The organism is Streptomyces griseocarneus (assembly GCF_014655595.1).
In the GTDB taxonomy this organism is placed as follows: domain Bacteria; phylum Actinomycetota; class Actinomycetes; order Streptomycetales; family Streptomycetaceae; genus Streptomyces; species Streptomyces griseocarneus.
Genome location: NZ_BNBL01000002.1, coordinates 124,840 through 148,385, shown reverse-complemented (window position 1 = coordinate 148,385; position 23,546 = coordinate 124,840). Strand labels below are relative to the sequence as shown.

General features: G+C 74.6%; 20 protein-coding genes. 6 read left to right on the top strand and 14 right to left on the bottom strand.

Annotated features, from left to right (window positions below; translation table 11 throughout):
• Positions 1-15: 15 nt before the first annotated feature.
• The 7 genes from IE295_RS06575 to IE295_RS06545 all read right to left on the bottom strand — a co-directional run bounded on the left by IE295_RS06575 (position 16) and on the right by IE295_RS06545 (position 6,028).
• Positions 16-441: a hypothetical protein gene (locus IE295_RS06575; RefSeq protein WP_190062555.1), complete on the bottom strand. Its 426-nt coding sequence runs from the start codon at positions 439-441 to the stop codon at positions 16-18.
• A gap of 142 nt (positions 442-583) precedes the next feature.
• Positions 584-784, bottom strand: a complete 201-nt coding sequence (locus IE295_RS06570) for a DUF5302 domain-containing protein (RefSeq protein ID WP_190062554.1) — start codon at positions 782-784, stop codon at positions 584-586.
• Positions 785-829: 45 nt separating this feature from the next.
• Positions 830-2,077, bottom strand: coding sequence for an MFS transporter (locus IE295_RS06565; protein ID WP_190062942.1), 1,248 nt, complete (start codon positions 2,075-2,077; stop codon positions 830-832).
• Positions 2,078-2,115: 38 nt separating this feature from the next.
• Entirely contained in the window at positions 2,116-3,294 is a 1,179-nt protein-coding gene (locus tag IE295_RS06560) for a PLP-dependent cysteine synthase family protein (RefSeq protein WP_190062553.1), read from the bottom strand.
• A 139-nt stretch (positions 3,295-3,433) separates the two neighbouring features.
• Positions 3,434-3,838, bottom strand: coding sequence for a hypothetical protein (locus IE295_RS06555; RefSeq protein ID WP_190062552.1), 405 nt, complete (start codon positions 3,836-3,838; stop codon positions 3,434-3,436).
• A gap of 116 nt (positions 3,839-3,954) precedes the next feature.
• Positions 3,955-4,527: a hypothetical protein gene (locus IE295_RS06550; RefSeq protein WP_224323137.1), complete on the bottom strand. Its 573-nt coding sequence runs from the start codon at positions 4,525-4,527 to the stop codon at positions 3,955-3,957.
• A 73-nt stretch (positions 4,528-4,600) separates the two neighbouring features.
• On the bottom strand, positions 4,601-6,028 hold the full coding sequence (locus IE295_RS06545; RefSeq protein WP_190062551.1) for a HEAT repeat domain-containing protein: 1,428 nt from the start codon (positions 6,026-6,028) through the stop codon (positions 4,601-4,603).
• A 334-nt stretch (positions 6,029-6,362) separates the two neighbouring features.
• On the opposite strand from IE295_RS06545, the gene IE295_RS06540 reads away from it, so the two are divergent.
• The gene (locus tag IE295_RS06540) at positions 6,363-7,841 is read left to right on the top strand and encodes a PP2C family protein-serine/threonine phosphatase (protein ID WP_190062550.1); all 1,479 of its coding nucleotides are present in this window, start codon (positions 6,363-6,365) and stop codon (positions 7,839-7,841) included.
• A gap of 36 nt (positions 7,842-7,877) precedes the next feature.
• Here the strand turns inward: IE295_RS06540 and IE295_RS06535 are convergent, their stop codons facing one another.
• Positions 7,878-9,368, bottom strand: coding sequence for a DNA-binding protein NsdB (locus IE295_RS06535; protein WP_190062549.1), 1,491 nt, complete (start codon positions 9,366-9,368; stop codon positions 7,878-7,880).
• 235 nt (positions 9,369-9,603) lie between these two features.
• Between IE295_RS06535 and IE295_RS06530 the strand changes: the two genes are divergently transcribed.
• Together IE295_RS06530 and IE295_RS06525 are read left to right on the top strand one after the other, a co-directional pair.
• Positions 9,604-10,713, top strand: a complete 1,110-nt coding sequence (locus IE295_RS06530) for an aminoglycoside phosphotransferase family protein (protein WP_190062548.1) — start codon at positions 9,604-9,606, stop codon at positions 10,711-10,713.
• Between the two features lie 271 nt (positions 10,714-10,984).
• Positions 10,985-13,000, top strand: a complete 2,016-nt coding sequence (locus IE295_RS06525; RefSeq protein ID WP_190062547.1) for an N-acetylmuramoyl-L-alanine amidase — start codon at positions 10,985-10,987, stop codon at positions 12,998-13,000.
• A 119-nt stretch (positions 13,001-13,119) separates the two neighbouring features.
• Here the strand turns inward: IE295_RS06525 and IE295_RS06520 are convergent, their stop codons facing one another.
• From IE295_RS06520 to IE295_RS06495, 6 genes are all read right to left on the bottom strand, one after another.
• Complete coding sequence (locus IE295_RS06520) at positions 13,120-13,620, bottom strand: hypothetical protein (RefSeq protein ID WP_190062546.1); 501 nt, start codon at positions 13,618-13,620, stop codon at positions 13,120-13,122.
• Between the two features lie 79 nt (positions 13,621-13,699).
• Complete coding sequence (locus IE295_RS06515) at positions 13,700-13,939, bottom strand: DUF397 domain-containing protein (protein WP_190062545.1); 240 nt, start codon at positions 13,937-13,939, stop codon at positions 13,700-13,702.
• 77 nt (positions 13,940-14,016) lie between these two features.
• On the bottom strand, positions 14,017-15,183 hold the full coding sequence (locus IE295_RS06510) for a thiolase family protein (RefSeq protein WP_190062544.1): 1,167 nt from the start codon (positions 15,181-15,183) through the stop codon (positions 14,017-14,019).
• Positions 15,180-16,130, bottom strand: a complete 951-nt coding sequence (locus IE295_RS06505) for a thiolase family protein (RefSeq protein ID WP_190062543.1) — start codon at positions 16,128-16,130, stop codon at positions 15,180-15,182. Before IE295_RS06505 ends, IE295_RS06510 begins: the two co-directional genes overlap by 4 nt.
• Complete coding sequence (locus IE295_RS06500; RefSeq protein ID WP_190062542.1) at positions 16,127-17,071, bottom strand: Zn-ribbon domain-containing OB-fold protein; 945 nt, start codon at positions 17,069-17,071, stop codon at positions 16,127-16,129. The genes IE295_RS06505 and IE295_RS06500 overlap by 4 nt, the downstream gene beginning before the upstream one ends.
• A 15-nt stretch (positions 17,072-17,086) precedes the next feature.
• Positions 17,087-17,899 carry a crotonase/enoyl-CoA hydratase family protein gene (locus tag IE295_RS06495; RefSeq protein ID WP_190062541.1) on the bottom strand — a complete coding sequence of 271 codons (813 nt, stop codon included), beginning with the start codon at positions 17,897-17,899 and terminating at the stop codon, positions 17,087-17,089.
• Between the two features lie 136 nt (positions 17,900-18,035).
• Here IE295_RS06495 and IE295_RS06490 point away from each other — a divergent pair, with 136 nt between their 5' ends.
• From IE295_RS06490 to IE295_RS06480, 3 genes are all read left to right on the top strand, one after another.
• A complete protein-coding gene (locus tag IE295_RS06490; protein WP_190062540.1) occupies positions 18,036-19,667 on the top strand; it encodes an acyl-CoA synthetase in 1,632 nt (543 codons plus the stop codon).
• Between the two features lie 31 nt (positions 19,668-19,698).
• Positions 19,699-20,973 carry a phenylacetate--CoA ligase PaaK gene (gene paaK, locus IE295_RS06485; RefSeq protein WP_190062539.1) on the top strand — a complete coding sequence of 425 codons (1,275 nt, stop codon included), beginning with the start codon at positions 19,699-19,701 and terminating at the stop codon, positions 20,971-20,973.
• Between the two features lie 67 nt (positions 20,974-21,040).
• Positions 21,041-23,476 (top strand): penicillin acylase family protein, encoded by a 2,436-nt coding sequence (locus IE295_RS06480; RefSeq protein ID WP_190062538.1) that lies wholly within the window; start codon positions 21,041-21,043, stop codon positions 23,474-23,476.
• The last annotated feature ends 70 nt before the right edge of the window (positions 23,477-23,546 follow it).

Sequence of the window (23,546 nt, the reverse complement as noted above, 5' to 3'; positions counted from 1 at the left end):
GCCGGGCGGAGGCGGTCAGGACCGGCGGCGCTTGAAGGCCCGCCGGATCAGGAAGATCGCCAGGACGATCAGGGCGACCACCAGGAGGGTGCCCAGAACCATCGCGATGAGCAGGGCGACGCCCAGCTTCTTGAAGAAGCCCTTCTTCTTTTTCTTCTTCTTGTCCTTGGCGAGCGTCCGGTGGTCGGAGCTCTTGTGGTGCGAGGAGGCCGTGACCGTCGAGGCGGAGCCGTCGGCGGCCGCGTCCGTGGTGACCGCCGTGCGAGCGGTCGCGGCGTCGGCCGCCACGGAGTGGGTCGCGGTCCGGGCCGTCGGGTGCGCGCTCACGGCCGACGCGGGCGTGGCCAGCAGGGCGGCGCCCAGGGTCAGGGCGATGACGGCCGACATCCTGCGGGCCAGGCGTCCTCGGTATCGTCCGGTGTGCTGCTGCTCGCTCTTCATCCGCGCCCCCTGGTGTCTGGTGCTGTGGCTGTCTCGGGTGCTCCGCGGGCCGCGGGGCGCCTCCATTATCGGCATACCGTCGGACCGGGACGGCAGGGCGCGTACCCGGTGCCGGGAGCACCGGGTACGCGACGCCGGCCGGTCAGCCGCTCTTGCGGCGGAACGAACGCTGCCCGCCCGCCTTGCCGTGCGTACCGTGGATCTTGGAGCCGTCGCGGTTCTGCCCGCTCGCGGCGGCATCGCCCGATTTGCCGCGCTTGCGGTCCAGAGCCTCGCGGAACTTGCGCTTCACGTCGTCCTCGCCGCCGCCGGACGACTGGGGCCCCGCCGTATCGTCTGCCATGAAAAACCTCCTGGTCATAGGGGTGTTCGGGACAGCTTCGCACAGTCAGGGCGCGGCCAGCCGCCCCGAACGGGCCAGGAGGGCGACCGCACCCGCGCACAGGACCCCGGTCGCCGTGAGCGCGCACCACACCACCCACAGCGCCTCCCGTCGCAGCGCGACGTCCCACAGCGCCCCGACGGCGAGGTTGCCCAGGGTGACGCCCAGCCCGGAGACGGTGTTGTAGAGCCCGTAGTGGGTGGCGACGAGCCGGTCCCCGGAGAGCGTGACCACCGTGTCCATCTCGAACGGGTAGACCACCGCGCCGCCCGCGGCCAGCAGCACCACCGCCACCGTCAGCGCCGCGGTCGTGCTCCACGCCGTGAGCGCCCCGGCGTCCATGGACACGAGCGCGAGCGGCAGGAAGCCCAGCCCCATGGCGGTCAGCCCCCGCACCAGCGCCCTCCGCGGGCTCCAGCGGCGCTTGGCCCAGGCGGTCAGCCGCAGTTGGCCGGCGACGGCGACCGCCGCCGAGACGACGAACAGCGCGGTGGTGACCTCGGTGCCCGCCGCCCCCAGCGCGACGCCCGCCGCGAGCGGCAGGGCGAGGTAGACCTGGAAGGTCAGCACGTACGAGCCGGTCATGGCGAGGGAGAACAGCAGGAACGGCCGGTTGGCGACGACCGCGCGCCACTGCGCCCGCACCCCGGCCCACGTCCCCGCTCCCCCGCCGCTGCCGCCCGCCCGGCCGGGCAGGGCCCGCCACTGAAGCACCGTCAGCCCGGCGAAGATCGCCGCCGCGACGGTGCAGACCAGCCGGAAGTCCGCGGCCAGCAGGGCGAGTCCGGCGAGCGGGCCGAGCAGCATCCCCGCCTGGTAGTAGACGTTGAACGTCGCGAAGGCGTCCACGCGCCGCGCCCCGGCCGAGGCCGCCAGGTACGCCCGTACCGCCGGGTTGAACAGCGCGCCCGCGAAGCCGGTGGCCGCCGAGGCCGCGATCAGGGCGGGCAGCGCGTCCACCCATCCCAGCAGCGCGAATCCGGCCGTGCGCAGCAGGCAGCCGGCCAGGATCGGCGCCTTGTAGCCGTAGCGGTCGGCGAGGGTTCCGCCGATGAGGAACATGCCCTGCTGGGAGAGGTTGCGGACGCCCAGGACCAGGCCGACGGTCCAGGCGGCGAGCCCGAGGTCGTCGCCGAGGTGGGCCGCGAGGTAGGGCATGAGCATGTAGAAGGCGAGGTTGATGGCGAACTGATTGACCATCAGCAGCCGGGCGGCCGGCGGGAAGGAGCGGGTGTGCCGCCACAGCGAGGTCAGCCGGGGCGCTGCGGGGGCCGCCCCGGCCGGGGCGGCGGTCACCGGGCCGCTCCGGCCAGGCCGTGCTCTCCGGCGTCGGGGCCGGTGGCCTCCGGCCCGGCGGGCGGGGCCCCGGCGGCGAGCGGGTCGACGACGGTCTCGCAGGCGGTCCACCGGGTGACGACCCGTTCGCCGGGATGGGCGATGCGGTCGGGGGCGGGCGCGGGGACGCCGCCCAGCAGCCGGTGGCGGCGGCAGTAGTCGTCGTCGAAGACCGTGCCGACGTAGCGCTGCGGGCCGTCGGGGAAGACGGCGGCCACCCTGGCCTCGGCGGGCAGCGTGGCGGCGACGTGCCGGGCGACCAGGGCGACGGCTCCCACGCTCCAGCCGCCGGTGGCGCAGCGGGACCTGGCCAGGGCGCGGGCGGCCCACACCGCCTCGGAGGCGGCGACCCAGTGCACCTCGTCGAAGAGGGAGTAGCCGACGTTGCGGGGGTAGATGCTGCTGCCGAGGCCGCGCATCAGCCGGGGCGCGGCGGGCTGGCCGAAGATCGTGGAGCCGGTGGTGTCCACGCCCACCACGCGCAGTGCGGGGAAGTGCTCGCGCAGCACGGAGGCGACGCCCGCCGAGTGGCCTCCGGTGCCGACGCTGACGACGAGGGCGTCGATCCGGCCGAGCTGGGCGATCAGTTCGTGGGCGAGGGTGCGGTAGGCGGTGACGTTGTCGGGGTTGTGGTACTGGTCCGGACACCAGGCGTCGGGGCGGGCGGCCAGGATCTCCTCCACCCGTTCGCGGCGGGCCTGTTGCCAGCCGCCGACGGGGTGCGCGGCGCGCACGACGTGGACCTCGGCGCCGTACGCCCGCAGCAGGCCGGCCATCATCGGCTCCATGCCGGGGTCGGTGACGACGGTGACGGGGTGGCCGTAGGTGACGCCGGCGAGGGCGAGGCCCAGGCCCAGGGTGCCGGAGGTGGACTCCACGATGGGGGCGCCGGGCAGGAGCCGGCCGCGTTCGCGGGCGCGGGCGACCATGTGGAGCGCGGTGCGGTCCTTGATGCCGCCGGGGTTGCGGCCTTCGAGCTTGGCCCAGAAGCCGCGGCCGGGGTCGGTGAAGGGCTCGCCGATCCACAGCAGCGGGGTGCCTCCGACCAGGCCGGCCGGGGTGCGGGCGGGCAGGGCCGGGGCCAGCGTCAGGGCGGCGGCGGGCAGGGGGGACGGGGACGGGAGGACAGAAGTCATCGCGTGGCTCTCCCGCGGCCCTGCGGTCCTCCGTGCGGGAGGTGGGGGCGGGCCGCGTCGTCAGAGAAGGACGGTGGGGGACGTTCCGGTCGCTCGCGGCGCCGTGCGCGGCGCGGTGGCCGGGCCGGCGCGTGCCGTCCTACGTGCGCCAGACCCCCAGCGCCGACCTCAGCCTGCCCACGTCGCGGCCCTGGCCGGCGGCCGCCCAGGGCGCGTCGGCCGGGGGCCGTACCAGGGCGGCGTCCACCACGGCGGGCGGCGGCGGGAGTTCGCCGTCCGGGGCGGGCGCGGCGAGGTCGGTGCGCGCCGCGGTCACGCCCGTCTCGGCGGGCTCCCGGCACTCCGGCGTCGTGTCGTGGCCGGGGCCCTGCGGGGCGCTCACCGGCAGGGCGTACGCCCGGCCGGTGAACGGCGAGGACTGTCCGTGGGAGGCGCACCCCAGCACGTGCGCCAGGGCGACGAGGACGACGACGAACGCCGACAGGGCCCAGAGCCCCGAACGCGGCCTTCCGGGCAGCGCCCGCGCCGTCACCACAGCCGTCACAGCACTACAGTAAGCACACCCTCATATAAGGCGTCCGTAAAGGGAGTTGGAGCGTCCGCTCAGCGGACGCGGGCGGCGCTCCGGGGCCTCGTCCGCCGCGGCCGGCGGACCGTCGGTCAGCGGACCGTCTGGTCGCCGTCGGGTACGTCCTCCACCGTCACCCGGACCCGCGCGGGCAACCCCAGACCGGCGGCCACGGCGCGCGCCAGGCCGTCGGGGTCGGGGTGCTCCGGGTACGGCACGGCCTCGCCCTCCGCGTAGCTCTCGATGGCCTTGGTGAAGTAGCCCGGGTGCCAGGCGCCGACGGCTCCCCTGACCTCGACGGCGGTGACCTTGCGGGTGCCGGCCACGCGCCGGGCGGCGGCCAGGATCTGGTCCGAGCGCAGTTCGCCGGGCACTTGGAAGAGGCTGGCGTGCGCGCCGACCTTGGCGCCGTCGCACAGCCGGAGGGTGACGGTCAGACAGCTGGTCACGCTGGGATAGAGGATCGCCCGGCCCGGGGCGGCCTCGGCGACCTGCCCCTCGGTGACGCGGACCGGGCCGGGCGGTGCGGCCGGGGCCGCGGCGACGGCGGTCGCGGGCCGCAGGGCCAGCGCGACGGCGGCCGCGAGCAGCGCCCTGCGGGAGGCGGGGGCGGATATGGCGGATACGGCGGATTTGGCTGATACGGACGGACGGCGGCCGGGCACGGCACTCCTAGGACGTCGGGGTGGGGCCCCGACATCCTAGGGACCGGACGACCTGAAGATCATCCACAGCGGCTCACACCGCCGGCGCGTCCGGCTCGAAGCGGCTGCGCACGGCCGTCTGCACCTCGGCCTCCTCGGCCGGGTCGGCGGCCAGCCGGCGCAGCTGCTCCACGACGCGCGCGTCGGCGGTCGTGGCGTGGTGGGCGGCGAGCTCGCGGGTGGACTCCTCGCAGTCCCACAGGCACTCGACGGCGAAGCCCGTGGCGAACGAGGGGTCCGTCGCGGCGAGGGCCCGGGCGGCGCGGCCGCGCAGGTGGGAGGAGGAGGTCTCGCGGTAGACGTGGCGCAACACCGGGGCGGCGCACGTGATCGCCATCCGCCCGGCGCCGTCGACGAGGTCCCACAGGACGGGCGCGTCGCAGCCCGAGGCCCGCACGGCCTCGCGCAGGGCGGCGAGCACGAGCGGGGAGTCGTACTCCCCGCCGCGGCAGGCCAGCATGGCGGCGGCCGCGGCGCCCAGGGCGTCGCCGCGCGTGAGCCAGGCGCGGGCGCGCTCGAGGGCGGCCGTGCTGCGCATGCGCTCGAAGGCGGTGACGGCGGCTTCCGCGACCAGCTCGGAGGGGTCGGCGGCGGCCGTCTCGATCAGGTCGAGGGCCTGGGGATCGTGGTGCTCGGCGAGGTAGCGCAGCGCGGTGGCGCGCGCCGCCTCCTGCCCGAAGGCGGCGGCCTCGATGATCTCCCCGCGGTCCTCGGGGCCGGCCACGGCGGTCAGGCAGCGGGTGGCGGGGACGTGGCGGTGCTGGGTGGGGTGCTGGTCGAGGCCCTGCTGGGCCCAGTCGAGGACCTCGCGCACGCTCCAGCCGGGCCGGGGCCCGGCGGGGCGCAGCTGGCGCTGCCAGCGGTCGAAGGATCCCTGCTCCTGGGCCGCGCGCACGCGGGCGGCGACGGCGGGGGCGTGCTGGTCGTCCGCCCACAGCCGCCAGGGCCTGGGCTCGAAGGCGTCGCGCACCGCGGCGGCGAGCGCGGCCTCGCCCCCGGGGGTGTGCGGGAACCGGGCGAGGACCGCCTCGCCGAGGGCGAGGAGGCCGGCGTCGTCGTCGCGCAGGGCCAGCTCGTCCAGGGCCCAGGCCCAGTTGCCGCCGCCGGCGGCGTAGCGGCGCAGCAGCGCGAGGGCGTCCTCGCGTCCGTAGGAGGCGAGGTGGCCGAGGACGGCGAGGGCCAGGCCGGTGCGCTCCTCGGCGGTCTCGAACAGGTCGTCCGGGTGGAAGAGGTGCTGTTCGATCTCGCCGAGGCCGCCGTCGAGGTCCACGTACAGGCGCGCGTAGTAGAGCGAGCGGTTCTCGAGCTGCCAGTCGCGCCGGGGGTCGCGGAGCACGCAGTGGTTCAGCGCCGCGAGCGCCTCGGCGCGCGGCGCCGCGAGGGCATGCAGGGTCCCGTCGCCGCGGCCTCGCTGCAGGAGGCCGAGCAGGGTGCCGCTGGGCGCTATGTCTGGATCGAACATGGGGTCAGCATCCGGTGCGGGGAGTCGGCTGGCAACGGGATTTCCGTCGTCCGCCATTCTTGCCGGTGTCCACCGGCGCTATGCCTGGTGAACAGTGGAAACTCGGGTGGGCCCGAGCGCCCGCAGCCTACCTGGAACAAGGCATTCCGCGGAGCGGTGTCGGATATGTCGCACAGACGCCACGGGCATATGCCACCAGCACCACCGTATCGGGTATTGCCAAAGCGGTTACGGGCCATCGCCGACTGTGCAAGAGTCGTCACAGCACTCACCCCGCCCGGCCGGGTCCGTGGACCGTGAGCCGGGCCGCGCCCCGCTTGTATCGGAGTACGTGATGCCGTCACCGCAGTCAGCGGACCGACCCGCCGCCGAGGCCGCCGAGCCCGGTGCGGTCGACGTCCTCATCACGCAGACGCGGCGGCTCAGAGGCGGCCTCGACGCGGTCCGGCGCGAGACGGCGGCGGACGCCGAGCGCTCCGGCGACCCCCGGCTGCGCTGGCAGCGCGCCCTGGTCGAGCTGGCCGCCCAGCACGCCGACACGCTCGGCGAGCACCTGGGCCAGCTGCGCGAGGGGCTGCCGGCCGACGACGCCACGGCCCCGGCGGGGAGCCTGCCCGCCGCCCCGGCCGCCACCCTGACCGCCGAGCGGCCCGGCCCGGACGGGCCCGGTGCCGGGGCCGCCCGGGCCGGCAGCGCCGAGTGGAACTTCCTCACCGACGAGGTCTCCTGGTCCGAGGAGCTCTTCGAGCTCTTCGGCCGCCGCCCCGAGGACGGCGCGCTCACCCTCGACGAGCTCCCCTCCTGCCTGCCGGAGGAGGACACCCCCGTACTGACCGCGATGCTCACCGACTGCCTGGTGGACGGCAAGCCCGTCGACGGAGAGTTCCGCATCGTGCGCGGCGACGGAGAGCTGCGCACGGTGCACATGATGGGCGAGCCCGTGCTCGACGCCGACGGCTGCACGGCCTCCATGTGGGCCGTGCTGCGGGACGTCAGCGAGCTGCGGCGGAGCCAGCGGGAGGTGCACGAGACCCGTGACTCCGCCGCCCGCCGGCAGCACCTCGCGCGCACCGAGCACCGGATCGCGGTCGAGCTGCAGGAGGCCGTGCTGCCCCCCTGGCGGGGCTCGCTGCGCTTCCCGCAGCAGGCCACGGGCGCGCCCGGCGCCCCGCACGAGGGCGCCGTCCTCGACCTGGCCGCCCACTACCTCCCCTCGGCGACGAGCACCCTGATCGGCGGCGACTGGTTCGACGCCATGGAGCTGCCCGGCGGGCGGACGCTGCTGACCGTCGGCGGCCTCACCGGCCACGGCGTGACCGCGACCTCCACCATGGCCATGCTGCTCGGCGCCGTCCGCGGCATGGCCGTCTCCGGCTCCGAGCCCGGGCCCCTGATGGGCTGGCTCAACCACCTGCTCGACGCCTCCGCCCAGCCGGCGCTCGGCAGCGCGGTGTGCTGCCGCTACGACCCCGCCACCCGCACCCTGCTGTGGGCCCAGGCCGGCCACCCCGCCCCGCTGCTCTTCCGCGACGGCACGGGGCACGCGCTCCGGCCGCCCCGGGGCGTGCTGCTCGGGGCGGTCTCCGACGCCGCGTACGAGCAGACCGCCCAGGCCCTGCTGCCCGGTGACGTGCTCGTCCTGCACACCGAGGGCCTGGCGGCCCTTCCGTCCGACGCCCGCCTGCTCGCCCTCGCCCCGCGCTTCGCGGCGGCGGGCAGCGCACAGGAGTGCCTACGGGCCGTGCTGGAGGAGTTCGGCGGCACCGGGCGCGAGGACGACGCGTGCGTGCTGATCGCGCGCATCGGCTCGTAGGGCCTCCCGCCCCCTCCCGCCGGGACCGGCGGCCCCTCACACGGTCTTGGTGCCGGACCGGGGGCCGGGGCCCTTGGGCAGCGCGCGCTGGATGTCCTCCCGCAGATGCTCGATCTTGGCGTAGTCCGCGTACTTCCCCGTGAGCCGGTACATCTCGCGCAGCCGGTCCCAGGTGCGGTGCGAGGACATCTCGCCGATCGAGTTGAGCGCCATGCGGGCGAAGGTGTCCGCCTGCTCGGGGTCGTTGCCGATGAAGCACGCGGACGCCATCGAGATGTAGTCGAAGAGCATGGACCGTTTGTGCTGGTCCCCCCGCAGCTCCATCGCCCGCTTGGCGTGCCGCTGCGCGACGGGCGCCGCGGCCGGGTCGTGCTCCGCGAGCGTGCGGTAGGCCAGCGCCTGCATGCCGTGCAGATCCGCCTCGTCGAACATCTGCATCCAGCTCGGCGGGGGAACGTCGCTCTTGTCCGAGACGAACAGCTCCTCCGCCTCGCCCAGCGTGCGCCGCATCGCCTGGCCCCGCCCCATGGACGCCTGTGCCCAGGCCTCGATGGTGCAGAGCATGGCGCGGGTGCGCGGCAGCGTGTCGTCCCCGCCGCCGGACTTGGCGAGCTTCATCAGGTCCAGGGCGTCGTCGGGGCGGCCGAGGTGGACCATCTGGCGGGCGGCGCGCGAGAGCGCCTCCCCCGCCCGGGGCCGGTCGCCGCCCTCGCGGGCCGCGTGCGCGGCGATGACGAAGTACTTCTGCGCGGTGGGCTCCAGGCCCACGTCGTGCGACATCCAGCCGGCGAGCACCGCCAGGTTGGCGGCGACCCCCCACAGCCTGCGCTGGAGGTGCTCGGGGTGGTGGTAGGAGAGCATCCCGCCGACCTCGTTGAGCTGGCCGACGACCGCCTTGCGCTGCAGGCCGCCCCCTCGGGAGGCGTCCCAGAGGCGGAAGACCTCGACCGAGCGCTCCAGCGCGTCGATCTCCAGGGAGCCCACGGGGGCCGCCTCGTAGCGGTCGTAGCCGGCGGGGTCGGCGTGCGTCGCCCTGGCGCGCAGCGGGTCGTCGAAGTGAGGGGCGTCGGAGGCGAGGACCGGATCGGAGTGCAGCCAGTCGTGCATCGCGCTGCTGATTGCTGAGCCTGCGGCGAGCGCGGCGCCCGCGCCCACCAAGCCGCGTCGGTTGAGCATGAGGTCCATTCCCGTGAATTCGGTGAGGACCGCGGCGGTCCGCTCGGGCGGCCACGGCAGCCCGTCCGGGGACTGCCCCTTGCCTGCCCGCCCGCGCCGACCGAACCCGAGGTCCTCGATGGTCACGACACGGCCGAGTCGCTCGGTGAAGAGGGCGGCCAGCACCCGGGGCACGGGATCGCGGGGGGACTCCCCCATGTCGATCCAGCGCCGCACCCGCGAGGTGTCGGTCGCCAGCTGCGGATGGCCCATGACCGCCGCCTGCCGGTTCACAAGTCTCGCGAGCTCCCCCTTGGACCAGCCGGCCAGGCCGAACAGGTCCGCAAGGCGGGTGTTGGGTTCCCTCGTCACGTCAAGCCCCCAGGTTCCTCGGCTGACTTGAAGGTACTCGGGCCGTCATGGGCCAAGCGAGTATTCGCCAGGGTTCGCCAGGGTGCGCCAGATGGTGTGCCACCCGCGGCCGGGTGTGATGTAGGAACGCGCAACCCCGGCCACCCGGCGCCCGATCGCATTCCCCAGGGTGCGGGAGGGTCCGGTGGGCGGGGGCGCGCGGCAATTCGCCGACACGAAGGGATCTGTTCAGCCCATGTATGCAGCATCGACCTCCGTGTCCGCTCCGCACCGGCCGCTCCGTAGCCAGCAGAGCGGCGGCGGACCGTACCTGGACCCCTCCCATGCCGTGGGGGCCGCGTTCGGGGGCGGACGGGCACGGAGGGCTCCGGGGACCGGCGCCCAACCGCTGAGCGGGAGAATCGACTTGTCCGGCCCCCAGGGCGCCCAGCTGCGCACGGTGATCTCGTCGGTCCACCGGATCTGCCCGGAGTTCAACCCCGTCCAGGTGCTCCGGCGAGGGGGACGCTCCGTCCTCCTGGTCGGCACGACAGGGCGCAGCACCGCGGTGGCCAAGTGTTTACTGGACCACTCACCGGCCTGGGCCGAACGGTTCCGTCACGAAATAGCCACATATCGGGCGTTTGTCCGTCACCGTCCTCCGGTGCGGGTGCCCCGGCTGATCGCCGCAGACCCCGACAACTGCACGCTCGTCCTCGAGCGCATGCCCGGTCGTCCCGCCGCCGTCCAGCGGCATCCGGTGGACACGCTTCCGCGCGCGGACGTCCGGGCGGCACTCGGCGCGATCTGCCGGGTCAACCTGTGGCGACCGCCCGCCGGGATGTTCGACATGCCGCTGGACTACGGCAAGCGCATCGCCCGGTATCACGAGCTCGGCCTGCTCACCGACCGTGATCTGGGCGATCTGCAGAAGCTGTTGCACGGGCTGGCCCATGTGCAGGGACAGTTCTGCCACGGCGACGCGCTGCTGTCGAACATCCTGCTGTCGCCCGCCGGGCCGGTGCTCCTCGACTGGGACCACGCCGGCTGGTACCTCCCGGGGTACGACCTGGCGACGCTGTGGGCCGTCCTCGGTGACGCCCCGGTGGCCCGCCGTCAGATCAGCCAGCACGCCCAGGCCGCGGGGCCCACGTCCCGGGACGCCTTCCTGGTCAATCTGATGCTGGTGCTCACCCGGGAGATCCGGACGTACGAGACGGCCGTGCAGCGCGCCATGCACGAACCCGCCGCACCCGGTGCGGCCGCCGGGGAGTCCGGGGAGGAGCAGCGACTGCTGCTGCGCCGCCTGCACGACGACTGCGCGATGGCTCGTCGCGCGGTCCGGGCCGCCGTCGGCACCCGCTGAACCGTACGACCGACACGCCGTGCCGCCGACTTACGGCGTGTCGTCGCTCGCCCATCCGGACGAGTGATCCGTGGGCGCGCCTCGACGCCCGCGCCGGGAAACCCCCGGCGCGGGCGTCGACGTGCGTATCGGCACCGGCCGGTCCGATAACCGCCACCGCCGGTCTTATTGACGGATCGTCGGCTTGGCCGGGGCCTCTTGGTAGGTTCGGTCACCAGCTTGACCGCGCACCACCACGCCGCACGGCACTGCCCGTCCCGAGGAGGCCGCATTGCGAGGATCCGCCCCAGCGCCATCACGGAACGCACCGCCGGAAGAAGCACGAGAGGGAAGAGCCGCACGAAGAAGACCCCGTCCGCCGCGCGCCGCGGGCCCGGCCGCCGCGGCCGCCCTGCTGCTGCCGCTGATCACGGCCGGGCCGGCCGCCACGGCCGAGCGGGCCGCGTCCGCCACCCTGCAGCGGGAGTTCACCGCCGCCGCGGCCGCGTACCACGTACCGGAGAACGTGCTGCTCGCCGTCTCCTACCTGGAGTCCCGCTGGGACAGCCACGGCGGCGCCCCCAGCGTCACGGGCGGCTACGGCCCGATGCACCTGACCGACGCCGCCACGGCCCTGGCCGCATCCGGGCACCACAGCGAGCCCGGCGAGGACGCCCGGGGTGATCTCGCCCGGCCCCGCGCCGCCGCCCGCCCGGCCGCTCCCGCCCCCGCCGCGCTGCCGCCCCGGCTGCGCACCCTGGCCCGCGCCGCCGATCTCACGGGCCTGCCCGCCTCCTCGCTGCGCCGCGACGCCGCGGCCAACGTGCGCGGCGGCGCCGCCCTGCTGGCCGCCGAGCAGAAGCGGCTGGGCCTGCCCCTGAGCAAGGACCCCGCCGACTGGTACGGAGCCGTCGCCGCCTACTCGGGTGCCACCGACACCGCGACGGCGGCCGTCTTCGCGGGCGACGTCTACGACGTGCTCCGGCGCGGTGAGCGGCGCAGGACCGACAGCGGCCAGCAGGTCGCCCTCCCCGCGACCCCGCGCATCGCCCCCCGCACGGCCCAGGTGGGGCGGCTGAAACTCGGCACCCTCACGACCACGGGCGTCGAGTGCCCGTCCACGGTGGCCTGCGAGTCGATCCCGGCGCCGTACGAGAAGCTCGAGGGCAAGAACTACGGCAATCACGACATCGCCGACCGGCCCTCCTCCCAGAAGGTCGACTTCATCGTCGTCCATGACACCGAAGGGACCTGGGAGACGACCCTCAAGCTCATAAGGGATCCGGCGTACGTCTCCTGGAACTACACCATCCGCTCCGGGGACGGCCACATCGCCCAGCACGTGCCGACCAAGGACGTGGCCTGGCACGCGGGCAACTGGTACGTGAACTCCAAGTCGGTCGGCATCGAGCACGAGGGCTTCCTGGCCCAGCCCGACGCCTGGTACACGGAGGCGATGTACCGCACGTCCGCCCGGCTGGTGCGGCACCTGGCGGAGAAGCTGGACGTCCCGCTCGACCGGCAGCACATCATCGGCCACGACAACGTCCCGGGCACCACCACGGCGACGATTCCGGGGATGCACACCGACCCGGGTCCGTACTGGGACTGGGCGCACTACTTCGATCTGATGGACGCGCCCTTCGTCACCACGGCGAGCCCCTTCAGCGGCATGGTCACCATCGCCCCCGGCTACGCCGACCACAAGCCGGTCTACACCGGCTGCGCCAAGCCCGGCGAGCCGTGCGCCCCGCACGGCTCCGGAGCGGTCCGGCTGTTCACCGCGCCCCGCGACGACGCGCCGCTGATCCAGGACATCGGCCTGCGCCCGGACGGCAGCCCCTCGACGACCGGTGTCAACGACACGGGCGCCCGCGCCTCCACCGGACAGCAGTTCGCGGTGGCCGACCAGCACGCCGGGTGGACGGCGATCTGGTACCTCGGCCAGAAGGCGTGGTTCCGCAACCCCTGGTGGGATCCGGCGGCGCTCGGCGCGCACGGCCGGATGATCACGCCGAGGGAGGGGCTGAAGGAGATCCCGGTGTACGGCCGCGCCTACCCGGAGAAGGAGGCCTATCCGGAGGGCGTCCCGGTCCAGGCGGTGACGCCGCTGCCGTACCGGCTGGCGGCCGGGCAGGCGTACGTCCTGGGGGCGACGTCCCCGAGCGAGTATCTGTGGGCGACCACCTACGAGCCCGCGGGGCACAGGATCATCCGGGGCAAGGACGTCTACTACGAGATCCAGTTCGGGCACCGGGTGGCCTTCGTGAAGGCCTCCGACGTCCGGATCCGGCCCTCGAACTGGTAGACCGCGGGGAAAACCGCGGGGAAACCACGGGAAAACCCGCGGGGAAACCACAGGAAAAGACGAGCCCGGCACGCCGTGGGCGTGCCGGGCTCCTTGACGGTCCGGGCGGAGGGGCGGGCCTAGCCGGCCTGGAACATCTCCGCGGGCAGCGGCTTGAGCAGCTGGTAGAGGTCGTCGGTGATCGGGCGGTCCCAGCTGGCGATGGTGACGAGCACGCCGTCGCTGCGGTCGAACTGGGTGCAGGAGATCCGGCTCTCCGAGCACTTCAGCCGCCGCACGATGAGGAGGTTGTCCTCGTGCATGACCGGCACGTCCTCGGTGTCCAGCACCTCGACCGGCTCGTCGTTGCCGAGCGCCACCAGCAGCTGCGCCACCTCGAAGGGCACCTGGCCCTCGCCCAGCTCCCGCGCCGGGGAGCCCTCGGGCAGATTGCCGATGATCATCGCGGGGCCGCGGCCGCCGAACAGGTCGTAGCGGAGGAAGACTCCCTGGCAACTTCCGTCGGGCGCGGGCAGCAGCCCGGCCCCGAGGTCACCGGGCCAGTCCCCGGGATCCATGGCGAGGACGTCGAAGTCCGGCCCGGTGGGGCTGGCGGCGCTGCGGCGGCGGAGGAAGGACATGCCCACATCGTACGTGCCCGCCCCCGCGCCGTGGCGCCGGGGAAGCCGGGGCGTGCCGCGGCCGGGGACCCACCGGGAGCTACGTGAGGTCGAATTCCCCGTCCCGGGCGCTGAGCACGAACGCCCGCCACTCGGCCGGCGAGAAGATCACGGCCGGGACGTCCGGGTCGCGCCGGTCCCGCATGGCGATGTAGCCCTCGACGAAGGCGATCTGGACGTTGCCCCGCCGGCTGCCGCCGCTCGGCTGCCAGGCGGCCCTGGCGAGGTCGAGATCCGGCTTCACGTCGCCCGCCAGTTGTTCAGTCGTGCTGTCCGCCACGTCCGCACTCCTCCCGGCTCGTCGTCGCCGCCCACCCTAGCGAGCGACGGCGGCGCCGGACAGGCCCCGTACACGGCTCAGGTGACGGGCGGCGAACCGGCCACCAGCCACATGGAGAAGAACTGCGCGCCGCCGCCGTAGGCGTGGCCGAGCGCCCTGCGCGCGTCCGGGACTTGGTGCTCGCCGGCCCGGCCCCGCACCTGCAGCGCGGCCTCGGCGAAGCGCAGCATTCCGGAGGCGCCGATGGGGTTGGTGGACAGCACGCCGCCGGAGGGGTTGACGGGCAGCGCGCCGTCGAGCTCGGTCACTCCGGCCTCGGTGAGCTTCCAGCCGTCCCCCTCGGCGGCGAAGCCGAGGTTCTCCAGCCACATCGGCTCGTACCAGCTGAAGGGCACGTACATCTCCACGGCGTCGATCTCGCGGCGCGGGTCGGTGATGCCCGCCTGGCGGTAGACGTCGGCGGCGCAGTCGCGGCCGGCCCGGGGCGAGACGAAGTCCTTGCCGGCGAAGAGCGTCGGCTCGCTGCGCATGGCGCCGCCGTGCAGCCAGGCGGGCGGGGCGGGGGCGCGGGCGGCACCCGTGCGGTCGGTGAGGACCATGGCGCAGGCGCCGTCGGAGGAGGGGCACGTCTCGGAGTAGCGGACGGGGTCCCACAGCATGGGCGACGAGCGCACCTTCTCCAGGGTGATGCCGTGCTCGTGCAGGTGGGCGTAGGGGTTCTTCAGGGCGTTGCGGCGGTCCTTGTACGCGACGAGGGTGCCGGTGGAGGAGGGTGCGCCGGTGCGGCGGATGTAGGCCCGCACGTGCGGGGCGAAGAAGCCTCCGGCGCCGGCGAGCAGGGGCTGCTGGAAGGGGACGGGCAGGGACAGGCCCCACATGGCGTTGGACTCGGACTGTTTCTCGAAGGCCACGGTCAGGACGGTCCGGTGGACGCGGGCCGCGACGAGGTCGGCGGCGACCAGCGCCGTGGAGCCGCCGACCGAGCCGGCGGTGTGCACCCGCGTCAGGGGCTTACCGGCGGCGCCGAGGGCTTCGGCGAGGTAGAGCTCGGGCGTCATGACGCCCTCGAAGAAGTCGGGGGCCTTGCCGATGACGACGGCCTCGATGTCCGCCCAGGTCAGCGCGGCGTCCTCGAGCGCCCGCAGGGCGGCCTCGCGGACGAGTCCGGCGATGGAGACGTCGCGGCGGGCGGCGGCGTGGTGGGTCTGGCCGATGCCGACGACGGCGACGGGTTCCCGGCTCATGCGTCCCCCTCCAGCACGGCGACGAGGTTGTGCTGCAGGCAGGGCCCGGACGTGGCGTGGGCCAGGGCGCGGTCGGAGGCGCCGCGGTGGATGCGGGCGGCCGCCTCGCCGAGGCGGATGAGGCCGGTGACCATGAGGGGGTCGGCGGCGGCGTCGCCGGAGGGGTTGACCGTGACGGTGTCGTCCAGGCGCAGCGCGCGGCGCAGGACGGCTTCCTGGGCGGCGAAGGGGGCGTGGAGTTCGGCGGTGTCGACGGGTGCGCGGAAGGCGCCGGCGCGTTCGGCGGCCAGGCGGGTGGAGGGCGAGTCGGTGAGGTCGCGCAGGCCGAGGGCGTGGGGCTCGACGCGGTGGTCGGCGCCGCGGATCCAGGCGGGCCGGGCGCACATGCGGCGGGCGGCGTCGCCGGCGGCGAGGACGACGGCCGCGGCGCCGTCGGTGACGGCCGGGGGGCCGGGGGTGGGGCCGGGGGGCTCGCCGGTGTGGCCGGCGTCGGCGAGGGCCCGGGCCTGGAGGGCGGCCAGGGAGGCCGGCTCGGGCCACAGGGGGGCGACGTAGTACGGGTCGAGCGTGCGGGTGAGGACGTCGCGCGGGTCGCCGGCGGAGGGTTTGCCGTGGGCGTAGACGAGGGCGGTGTCGGCCCGGCCGGTGAGGATCTTCACCCAGGCCTCGTACAGCGCCCAGGCCCCGTCCATCTCCACGTGGGACTCCGCGATGGGCGGCCAGGCGCCGACGGCGTCGAGGGTCAGGGTGAAGGAGAAGGGGCGTCCGGCGAGGTAGTCGCTCGAACCGGAGCAGGTGAAGTCCGCCTCGCCGGGGGCCAGGCCGGCCTGTGCGAGGGCGTCGTGCAGGACGGGCAGCAGCGCCTCGGCCTCGGAGAGCCCTTCGGCGGGGCCCTGGTGGTCGGTTCGCGCGTAGGCGACGACGGCGACGTCGCGGGGCGGCGTCACAGCAGCCTCCGGTAGCTCTCGTAGTCGGCGTCCGGCTCGCCGGTGGGCCGGTAGTGGTCGGGGTGGCGGCCGTCGCCGGTCCAGACGGGCTCGACCCGCATGCCCATGCGCACCCGGTCGTACGGGATGCCGCCGATGCGCGCGTGGAGGGCGAGGTCGGCGCCGTCGAGGGCGATGTGGGCGTAGACGTAGGGCACGTCGATGTCGAGGCCCTTGGCCTTGATGTTGACGACGCAGAAGGTGGTGACGGTGCCGCGGGGGCCGGGGGCGGCGGGCTCGGTGGTGGCGACGCCGCAGGTGGGGCAGGCGCCGCGGGGCGGTACGTACACCTTGTGGCAGGAGGGGCAGCGTTCGCCGAGGATCTCGCGGCGGGCGAGACCGTCGAGGTAGCGGCTCTGGGCGCGGCCGGGGGTGTAGGTGTACTCGAGGCGGGCGGGGGCGGTCAGGGAGGTGACGGGGTCGGGGAAGCGGCCGTCGTGCGGGGCGGCCCGGTGGCCGGCGGGACCGTCGTGCGCCTCGAAGCAGGCGATGTCGGTGATCGCTCCCTCGCGGCGGGCGGCCCAGCGGATCCGCACCCGCATGCCCGTGCGCACGGCGTCGGCGCCGGGTGCGTCGAGGGCGTGCAGCAGGGCGGTGTCGGCGCCGTCGAGCCGGACCAGCACCCAGGCGAAGGGGCGGGGCAGGGGCTGCCGGGGGCGCGGGGAGGGGTTCCAGGCCCAGGTGGTGACCGTTCCGGTGGTGGCGACCTCGACGAGGTCGCGGATCTCGTCGGCGGTGACGGGGTCGTACTCGACGGGCGGCACGAGCACCCGGCCGTCGCGGGTGCGGACGCCCAGGACGACGCGCTCGCGCAGCCCGGTGAGGAAGGCGCTCTGCACGGGGCCGAGGGAGCGGGTGAAGGGGAACTCGACGACGAGCGGGGCGGTGAGGTTCTCCGGCACCGTCTGTCTCCTCCCTCAGGCGCGCCGGTAGACGGGCGGGCGCTTCTCGGCGAAGGCGAGGGCACCTTCCTTGGCGTCGGCGGTGTCGAGGACGGCGCGGCCGCGCTCGAGTTCGAGGGCGAGGGCCTCGGCCTCGGGCAGTCCTTCGGCGGCGTGGACGCAGGCCTTGACGGCCTCGACGGCCAGCGGGGCGTTGGCGTTGACGAGCTCGGCGGTCTCCAGGGCCCGCTCGAGCGCCGTGCCGTCCGGGACGACGTGCCCGACGAGCCCGATGCGCCGGGCCTCGGCTGCGGTGTAGGGGCGTCCGGTGAGCAGCATCTCCAGGGCGTGGGTGCGGGGGATCTGGCGGGGCAGGCGGACCGTGGAGCCGCCGAGGGGGAACAGGCCGCGGCGCACCTCGTACAGGCCGAAGGTGGCGCCGCTGCCGGCGATGCGGATGTCGGTGCCCTGGAGGATCTCGGTGCCGCCCGCGACGCAGGGGCCCTCGACGGCGGCGATGACGGGCTTGCGCGGCCGGTGGTGGCGGAGCATGGCCTTCCAGTGCAGGTCGGGGTCGGCCCTGAAGCGCTCGCGGACGGACTCGTCGGCCGCTTCCCGGCCGGCGAGGGCCTTGAGGTCCATGCCGGAGCAGAAGGCTCCGCCGGCGCCGGTGAGGACCACCGAGCGGATGCCGTCGTCGGCGTCGGCCAGCAGCCAGCCGTCGTGGAGCGCGGCGAGCATCGGCAGGGAGAGCGCGTTGCGCGCGTGGGGCCGGTTCAGGGTGAGGACGAGCGTCGCGCCGACGCGCTCGAGCGTGAGGTGTTCGGTGCCGTCCGGGTTTCCGCCCATGGAAGCCCTCCCGTCGTGAAGACCGCCACCCAGCGTGCAGGAGGCGGGGGGCGGGTTCAAGAGTTTTCTGACAGATCGTCAGATTCATTGGTCCCGGCCCTTCCCCCTCCCCCGCCGCGGCGCTCTAATGACGGCCGTGGACTACAACCTCGCGGATCTCTTCGAGTCGATCGCCGACGCGGTGCCCGGCCGGGAGGCGCTCGTCCACCTCGGCCACCCGGGCGACGGCGCGGAGCGCCGGCTGACCTACGCCGCGCTCGACACCGCCGCCTGCCGGCTCGCCCACCACTTCCTGGACAGCGGCATCCGGCCCGGCGAGCACGTGGGACTCCACCTCCTCAACGGCGTGGAGTACCTCCAGACCGTCCTGGCCTGCCTGAAGATCCGGGCGGTGCCGGTCAATGTCAACTACCGGTACGTGGCGGACGAGCTGGCCTACCTCTACCGCGACGCCGACCTGGTGGCCCTCGTCTTCGACGGCGCCTTCACCGAACGGGTCGCGGCCGTCCTGCCCCGGGCGCGGCGGCTGCGCCACCTGGTGCGGGTGGGCGCCGCACCCGACGGGGCGGTGACGCCGCGCCCCGCCCCGGTGGCGTTCGCCGACGCCGAGGCCGCGGGCTCGCCCGTACGCGACTTCGCCCCGCGCTCGGGCGACGACCGGTTCATCATCTACACCGGCGGCACCACCGGCATGCCCAAGGGCGTGGTGTGGCGGCAGGAGGACCTCTTCTTCTCCGGGCTCGGCGGCGGTGCGCCCACGGGCGAGCCGGTCACGCGGCCGCGGGAGCTCGCACAGCGGGCGGCGGCCGGCCGTGAGGGGCTCGTCTTCTTCCCCGCCGCGCCCCTGATGCACGGCACGGCCACCCTCACCGCGTTCATCGCCCTCAACTTGGGCCAGAAGGTCGTCCTGCACACCAAGTTCGCGCCCGAGGAGACGCTGCGCACCCTCGCGCGCGAGCGGGTCACCGGGCTGTCACTGGTCGGCGACGCCATGCTGCGGCCGCTGGTGGACCTGCTGGCCGGGCCGCTGCGGGGCACCGACTGCTCGTCGCTGCGCAGCGTCAGCAGCTCGGGGGCCGTCCTGTCGGAGACGGTGCGCGCCCAGTTCGCCGCCCTGCTGCCGGGCGTCCGCCTGATCAACAACTTCGGCTCCTCCGAGTCGGGCTTCAACGGCACGGCCCTCGAGGGGACGGGCCCCGGGGCCGGGCTGCGGATGCGCGTCAACGCCCGTACGTCCGTGGTGGACCCGGTCACCCACCGGCCCACGGCCCCCGGCGAGGTGGGCCGCGTGGCGCAGCGCGGCCATGTCCCGCTCGGCTACTACAACGACCCCGAGAAGAGCGCCGGCACCTTCTTCACCGCGCGCGGCGAGCGCTGGGTGCTGCTCGGCGACCTGGCCACCGTCGACGCGGACGGCGTCGTCACCGTCCTCGGCCGCGGCTCGCAGTGCATCAACACCGGTGGTGAGAAGGTCTTTCCCGAGGAGGTCGAGCAGACGCTCAAGGCCCACCCGGCGGTGTACGACGCCGTGGTCACCGGCGTCCCCGACCCCCGCTGGGGCCACCGCGTGGCGGCCGTCGTCCAGCCCCGGGAGGGGGCGCAGCCCCCGTCCCTGCGGTCTCTGCAGGCCCACTGCCGGACGCGGCTGGCGGGCTACAAGGTGCCGCGCAGCGTGGTGCTGACCACCCGGATCGAACGCTCGCCGAGCGGCAAGGCGGACTACCGCTGGGCCCGCGCGGTGGCGGAGGGAACGTCCCCGGCCGGTTAGCGGACGGGGTGGTGGTGGGGAATGATCCACCATGACGGACACCCATGAGCCCGCCGGCCGCGAGCAGCTGGCTGCCCTCCAGCTGACCCGCCTGCGCGCGACCCTGCGGCACGCCTACGACAACGTCCCCTTCTACCGCCGCTCCTTCGACGCGGCCGGCGTGCGGCCCGAGGACTGCCGCGGCCTCGGCGACCTCGCCCGCTTCCCCTTCACCACCAAGGCCGATCTGCGCGCCCAGTACCCCTGGGGCATGTTCGCCGTCGACCGGTCCCGCGTCCGCCGCCTGCACGCCTCCAGCGGCACCACCGGCGTCCCCACCGTCGTCGGGTACACCGAGGCCGATCTCGGCGTCTGGGCGGACCTCGTCGCGCGCTCCCTCCGGGCGGCGGGCGTCCGGCCCGATGACACGGTGCACGTGGCCTACGGCTACGGGCTCTTCACCGGCGGCCTGGGCGCCCACCACGGCGCCGAGCGGCTGGGGTGCACGGTGATCCCGGCCTCCGGCGGCATGACCGGGCGCCAGGTGCGGCTCATCCACGACCTGCGGCCCGACGTCCTCATGGCCACGCCCTCGTACGCCCTCACGCTGCTCGACGAGTTCGAGCGGCAGGGCATCGACCCCCGCACCACCTCCCTGCGCGTGGGCGTCCTCGGCGCCGAGCCGTGGACCGAGGGGATGCGCCGCGAGATCGAGGAGCGCTTCGCGCTCGACGCGGTCGACATCTACGGGCTCTCCGAGGTGATGGGCCCCGGCGTCGCGCAGGAGTGCGTGGAGACCAAGGACGGGCCGCACATCTGGGAGGACCACTTCTACCCCGAGATCGTCGACCCCGTCACCGGCGAGGTCCTCCCGGACGGCGCCCACGGCGAGCTGGTGTTCACCTCGCTCACCAAGGAGGCCATGCCCGTCATCCGCTACCGCACCCGCGACCTCACCCGGCTGCTGCCCGGCACCGCCCGCCCCGTCCGCCGGATGGAGCGGATCACCGGGCGCTGCGACGACATGATCATCCTGCGCGGGGTCAACCTCTTCCCGTCCCAGGTCGAGGAGATCGTGCTGCGCACGCCCGGCGTCGCGCCCCACTTCCAGCTGCGCCTGACCCGCGAGGGGCGCCTGGACCGGCTGACCGTACGGGCCGAGGCGCGCCCGGAGGCGACGCCCGGGCAGCGCGAGGCCGCGGCCACCGACCTCGCCCGGCAGGTCAAGGAGGGCATCGGGGTGTCCGTGGCGGTCGAGCTCGTGGCCCCGCGGACCCTCGAACGGTCCGCAGGCAAGCTCCGGCGCGTCGTCGACGAGCGCCGCTGAACCGCCCGGCCTCCCGCTGCGTCCCCCTGGTCAACTGCCGTTCTCATCCTTCGCTCTGGAGGTCACCTTGCCCGTACGTCACCGCTTACGCGCGCTGACGGTCGCCGCGCTCGCCCTGCTGACCGGCGCGAGCGCACTGCCCGCCACGGCCGCGCCCCAGGCCCCGGCAGCCGCGCGGGACAGCGCGCTCACACCGTCCGGCGGCGGTCTGAACGCCGTCATCCGCTACACCGAGTACGGAATTCCGCACATCGTCGGCAAGGACTACGCGAGCCTGGGCTTCGGCTCGGGCTGGGCCCAGGCCAAGGACCAGGTCTGCGTCCTGGCCGACGGCTTCGTCACCCTGCGCGGCGAGCGCTCGCGGAACTTCGGCCCCGACGCCCGCCCCGACAGATCGTTGTCGTCCGCCACCACCAACCTCTCCAGCGACCTGTTCTTCCGCGGGGTGCGGGACACGAAGACCGTGGAGAAGCTCCTCGAGAGACCGGCCCCGGCCGGGCCCAGCCGCCAGGCGAAGGAGCTGATGCGCGGCTGGGCGGCCGGTTACAACGCCTGGCTGAAGCAGAACAGGATCACCGATCCCGCCTGCCGCGGCGCCTCCTGGGTCACGCCCGTCACCGCCCTGGACGTGGCCCGGCGCGGCTACGCCATCACCGTGCTGGGCGGCCAGGGCCTGGCCCCCGACGGCCTCTCGGGCGCCGGGCAGGCCAAGAAGGCCGTCGCCGGGTCCGGCCGGGCCACGGACCCGGCCGCGGCGGCCCGCAAGGTGTTCGACCGGCAGGACGCCGACATGGGCTCCAACGCGGTCGCCTTCGCCGGCTCCGCCACCGCGAACGGCCGCGGGCTGCTGCTGGGCAACCCCCACTACCCCTGGCAGGGCGGCCGCCGCTTCTGGCAGTCGCAGCAGACCATCCCCGGCGAGCTGAACGTCTCGGGCGGCTCCCTGCTGGGCATGCCCATCGTCGAGATCGGCCACAACCAGCACATCGCCTGGAGCCACACCGTCGCCACCGGCGTGCCGACGAACCTCTACGAACTGAAGACCGCCCCCGGCGACGCGCACAGCTACCTCGTCGACGGCAAGCCCGAACGGATGACCGAGCGGACGGTCACCGTGCCCGTCCGGGGCAAGGACGGCCGTACCTCCGACGTCACCCGCACCCAGTGGTGGACCCGCTACGGGCCCGTGGTGACCTCCCTCGACGACATGCCCCTGCCCGCCGCGGACGGCACGGCCTACGCCCTCAACGACCCCAACGCGCAGAGCCTGCGGTTCGTCGACTCCTCGCTCGCCCTGAGCAGGTCCCGCAGCGTGCGCGACATCCAGGAGGGGCTGCGCCGCACGCAGGGCCTGCCCTGGGTGAACACCGTCGCCGCCGACTCCGCCGGGCACAGCCTCTACACCCAGTCGCAGGTGCTGCCCCGCGTCACCGACGAGCTGGCCCAGCGGTGTTCCACCGCGCTCGGCCGGCAGACGTTCCCGGCCGCGGGCCTGGCCGTGCTGGACGGCTCGCGCGGCGACTGCGCGCTCGGCCGGGACGCCGACGCGGTGCAGGGCGGCATCTTCGGTCCGTCCGCGATGCCCACGCTCCTCGACGCCCCGTACGCCGAGAACTCCAACGACAGCGCCTGGCTGGCCAACGCGGACCGGCCGCTGACCGGCTACCCGCGGATCTTCGGCGACACCGCGACGTCCCGTTCGCTGCGCACGCGCGGCGGGATCCAGGACGTCGCCGCCATGGCGAAGCGCGGCGGCCTGGGCGTGGCCGACCTGGAGCGGCAGCAGTTCGCGAACCGCGCGCCGGCCGGCGACCTGGCCGCCGCCGACGCGGCGAAGGCCTGCGCCGCACTGCCCGGCGGCCGGGCCACCGGCAGCGACGGGAAGAGCGTGGACGTCTCGGCGGCGTGCGGCGTCCTGTCCCGGTGGGACCGGACCGTCGGCAAGGACAGCAAGGGCGCGCTGCTCTTCGCCCGCTTCTGGGGCAGGCTCGTGCGGACCGTCCCCGAGGACAAGCTGTGGCGGGTGCCCTTCTCCCCCGCCTCGCCCGTGACGACCCCCCACACGCTCGACACCTCGGCCGACGGCTTCCCCCGCGCCCTGGCCGACACGGTCGCGGAGCTGCGGGCGGCGGGCATCGCGCTCGACGCGCCGCTGGGCGAGCACCAGTTCGTCGTACGGAACGGCAAGCACATCCCGGTGTCCGGCGGCGCGCACGCCCTGGGCGTCTGGAACATGATCGAGGCCCGCTGGAACGCCGCCGGCGGCGGCTACACCGACGTGGCCCACGGCTCCAGCTACATCCAGGCCGTCGGCTTCGACGGCGGCGGCTGCCCGGTGGCCCGTACCCTCCTGACGTACGGTCAGTCCTCCGACCCCACCTCGCCCCACTACAGCGACCAGACCGAGCTGTTCTCGGCCGGCCGGATGCTGCGGGGACGGTTCTGCGAGAAGGACATCCTCTCCTCTCCGAAGCTGAAGGTGGTGCGGGTCGGCGAGCGCTGAGCGCTCGCCGGCCACTGAGGCAGGCATCCGCCCTCCCCTGTGGGGGGCGGACGCCTGTCCGGACAGCCGC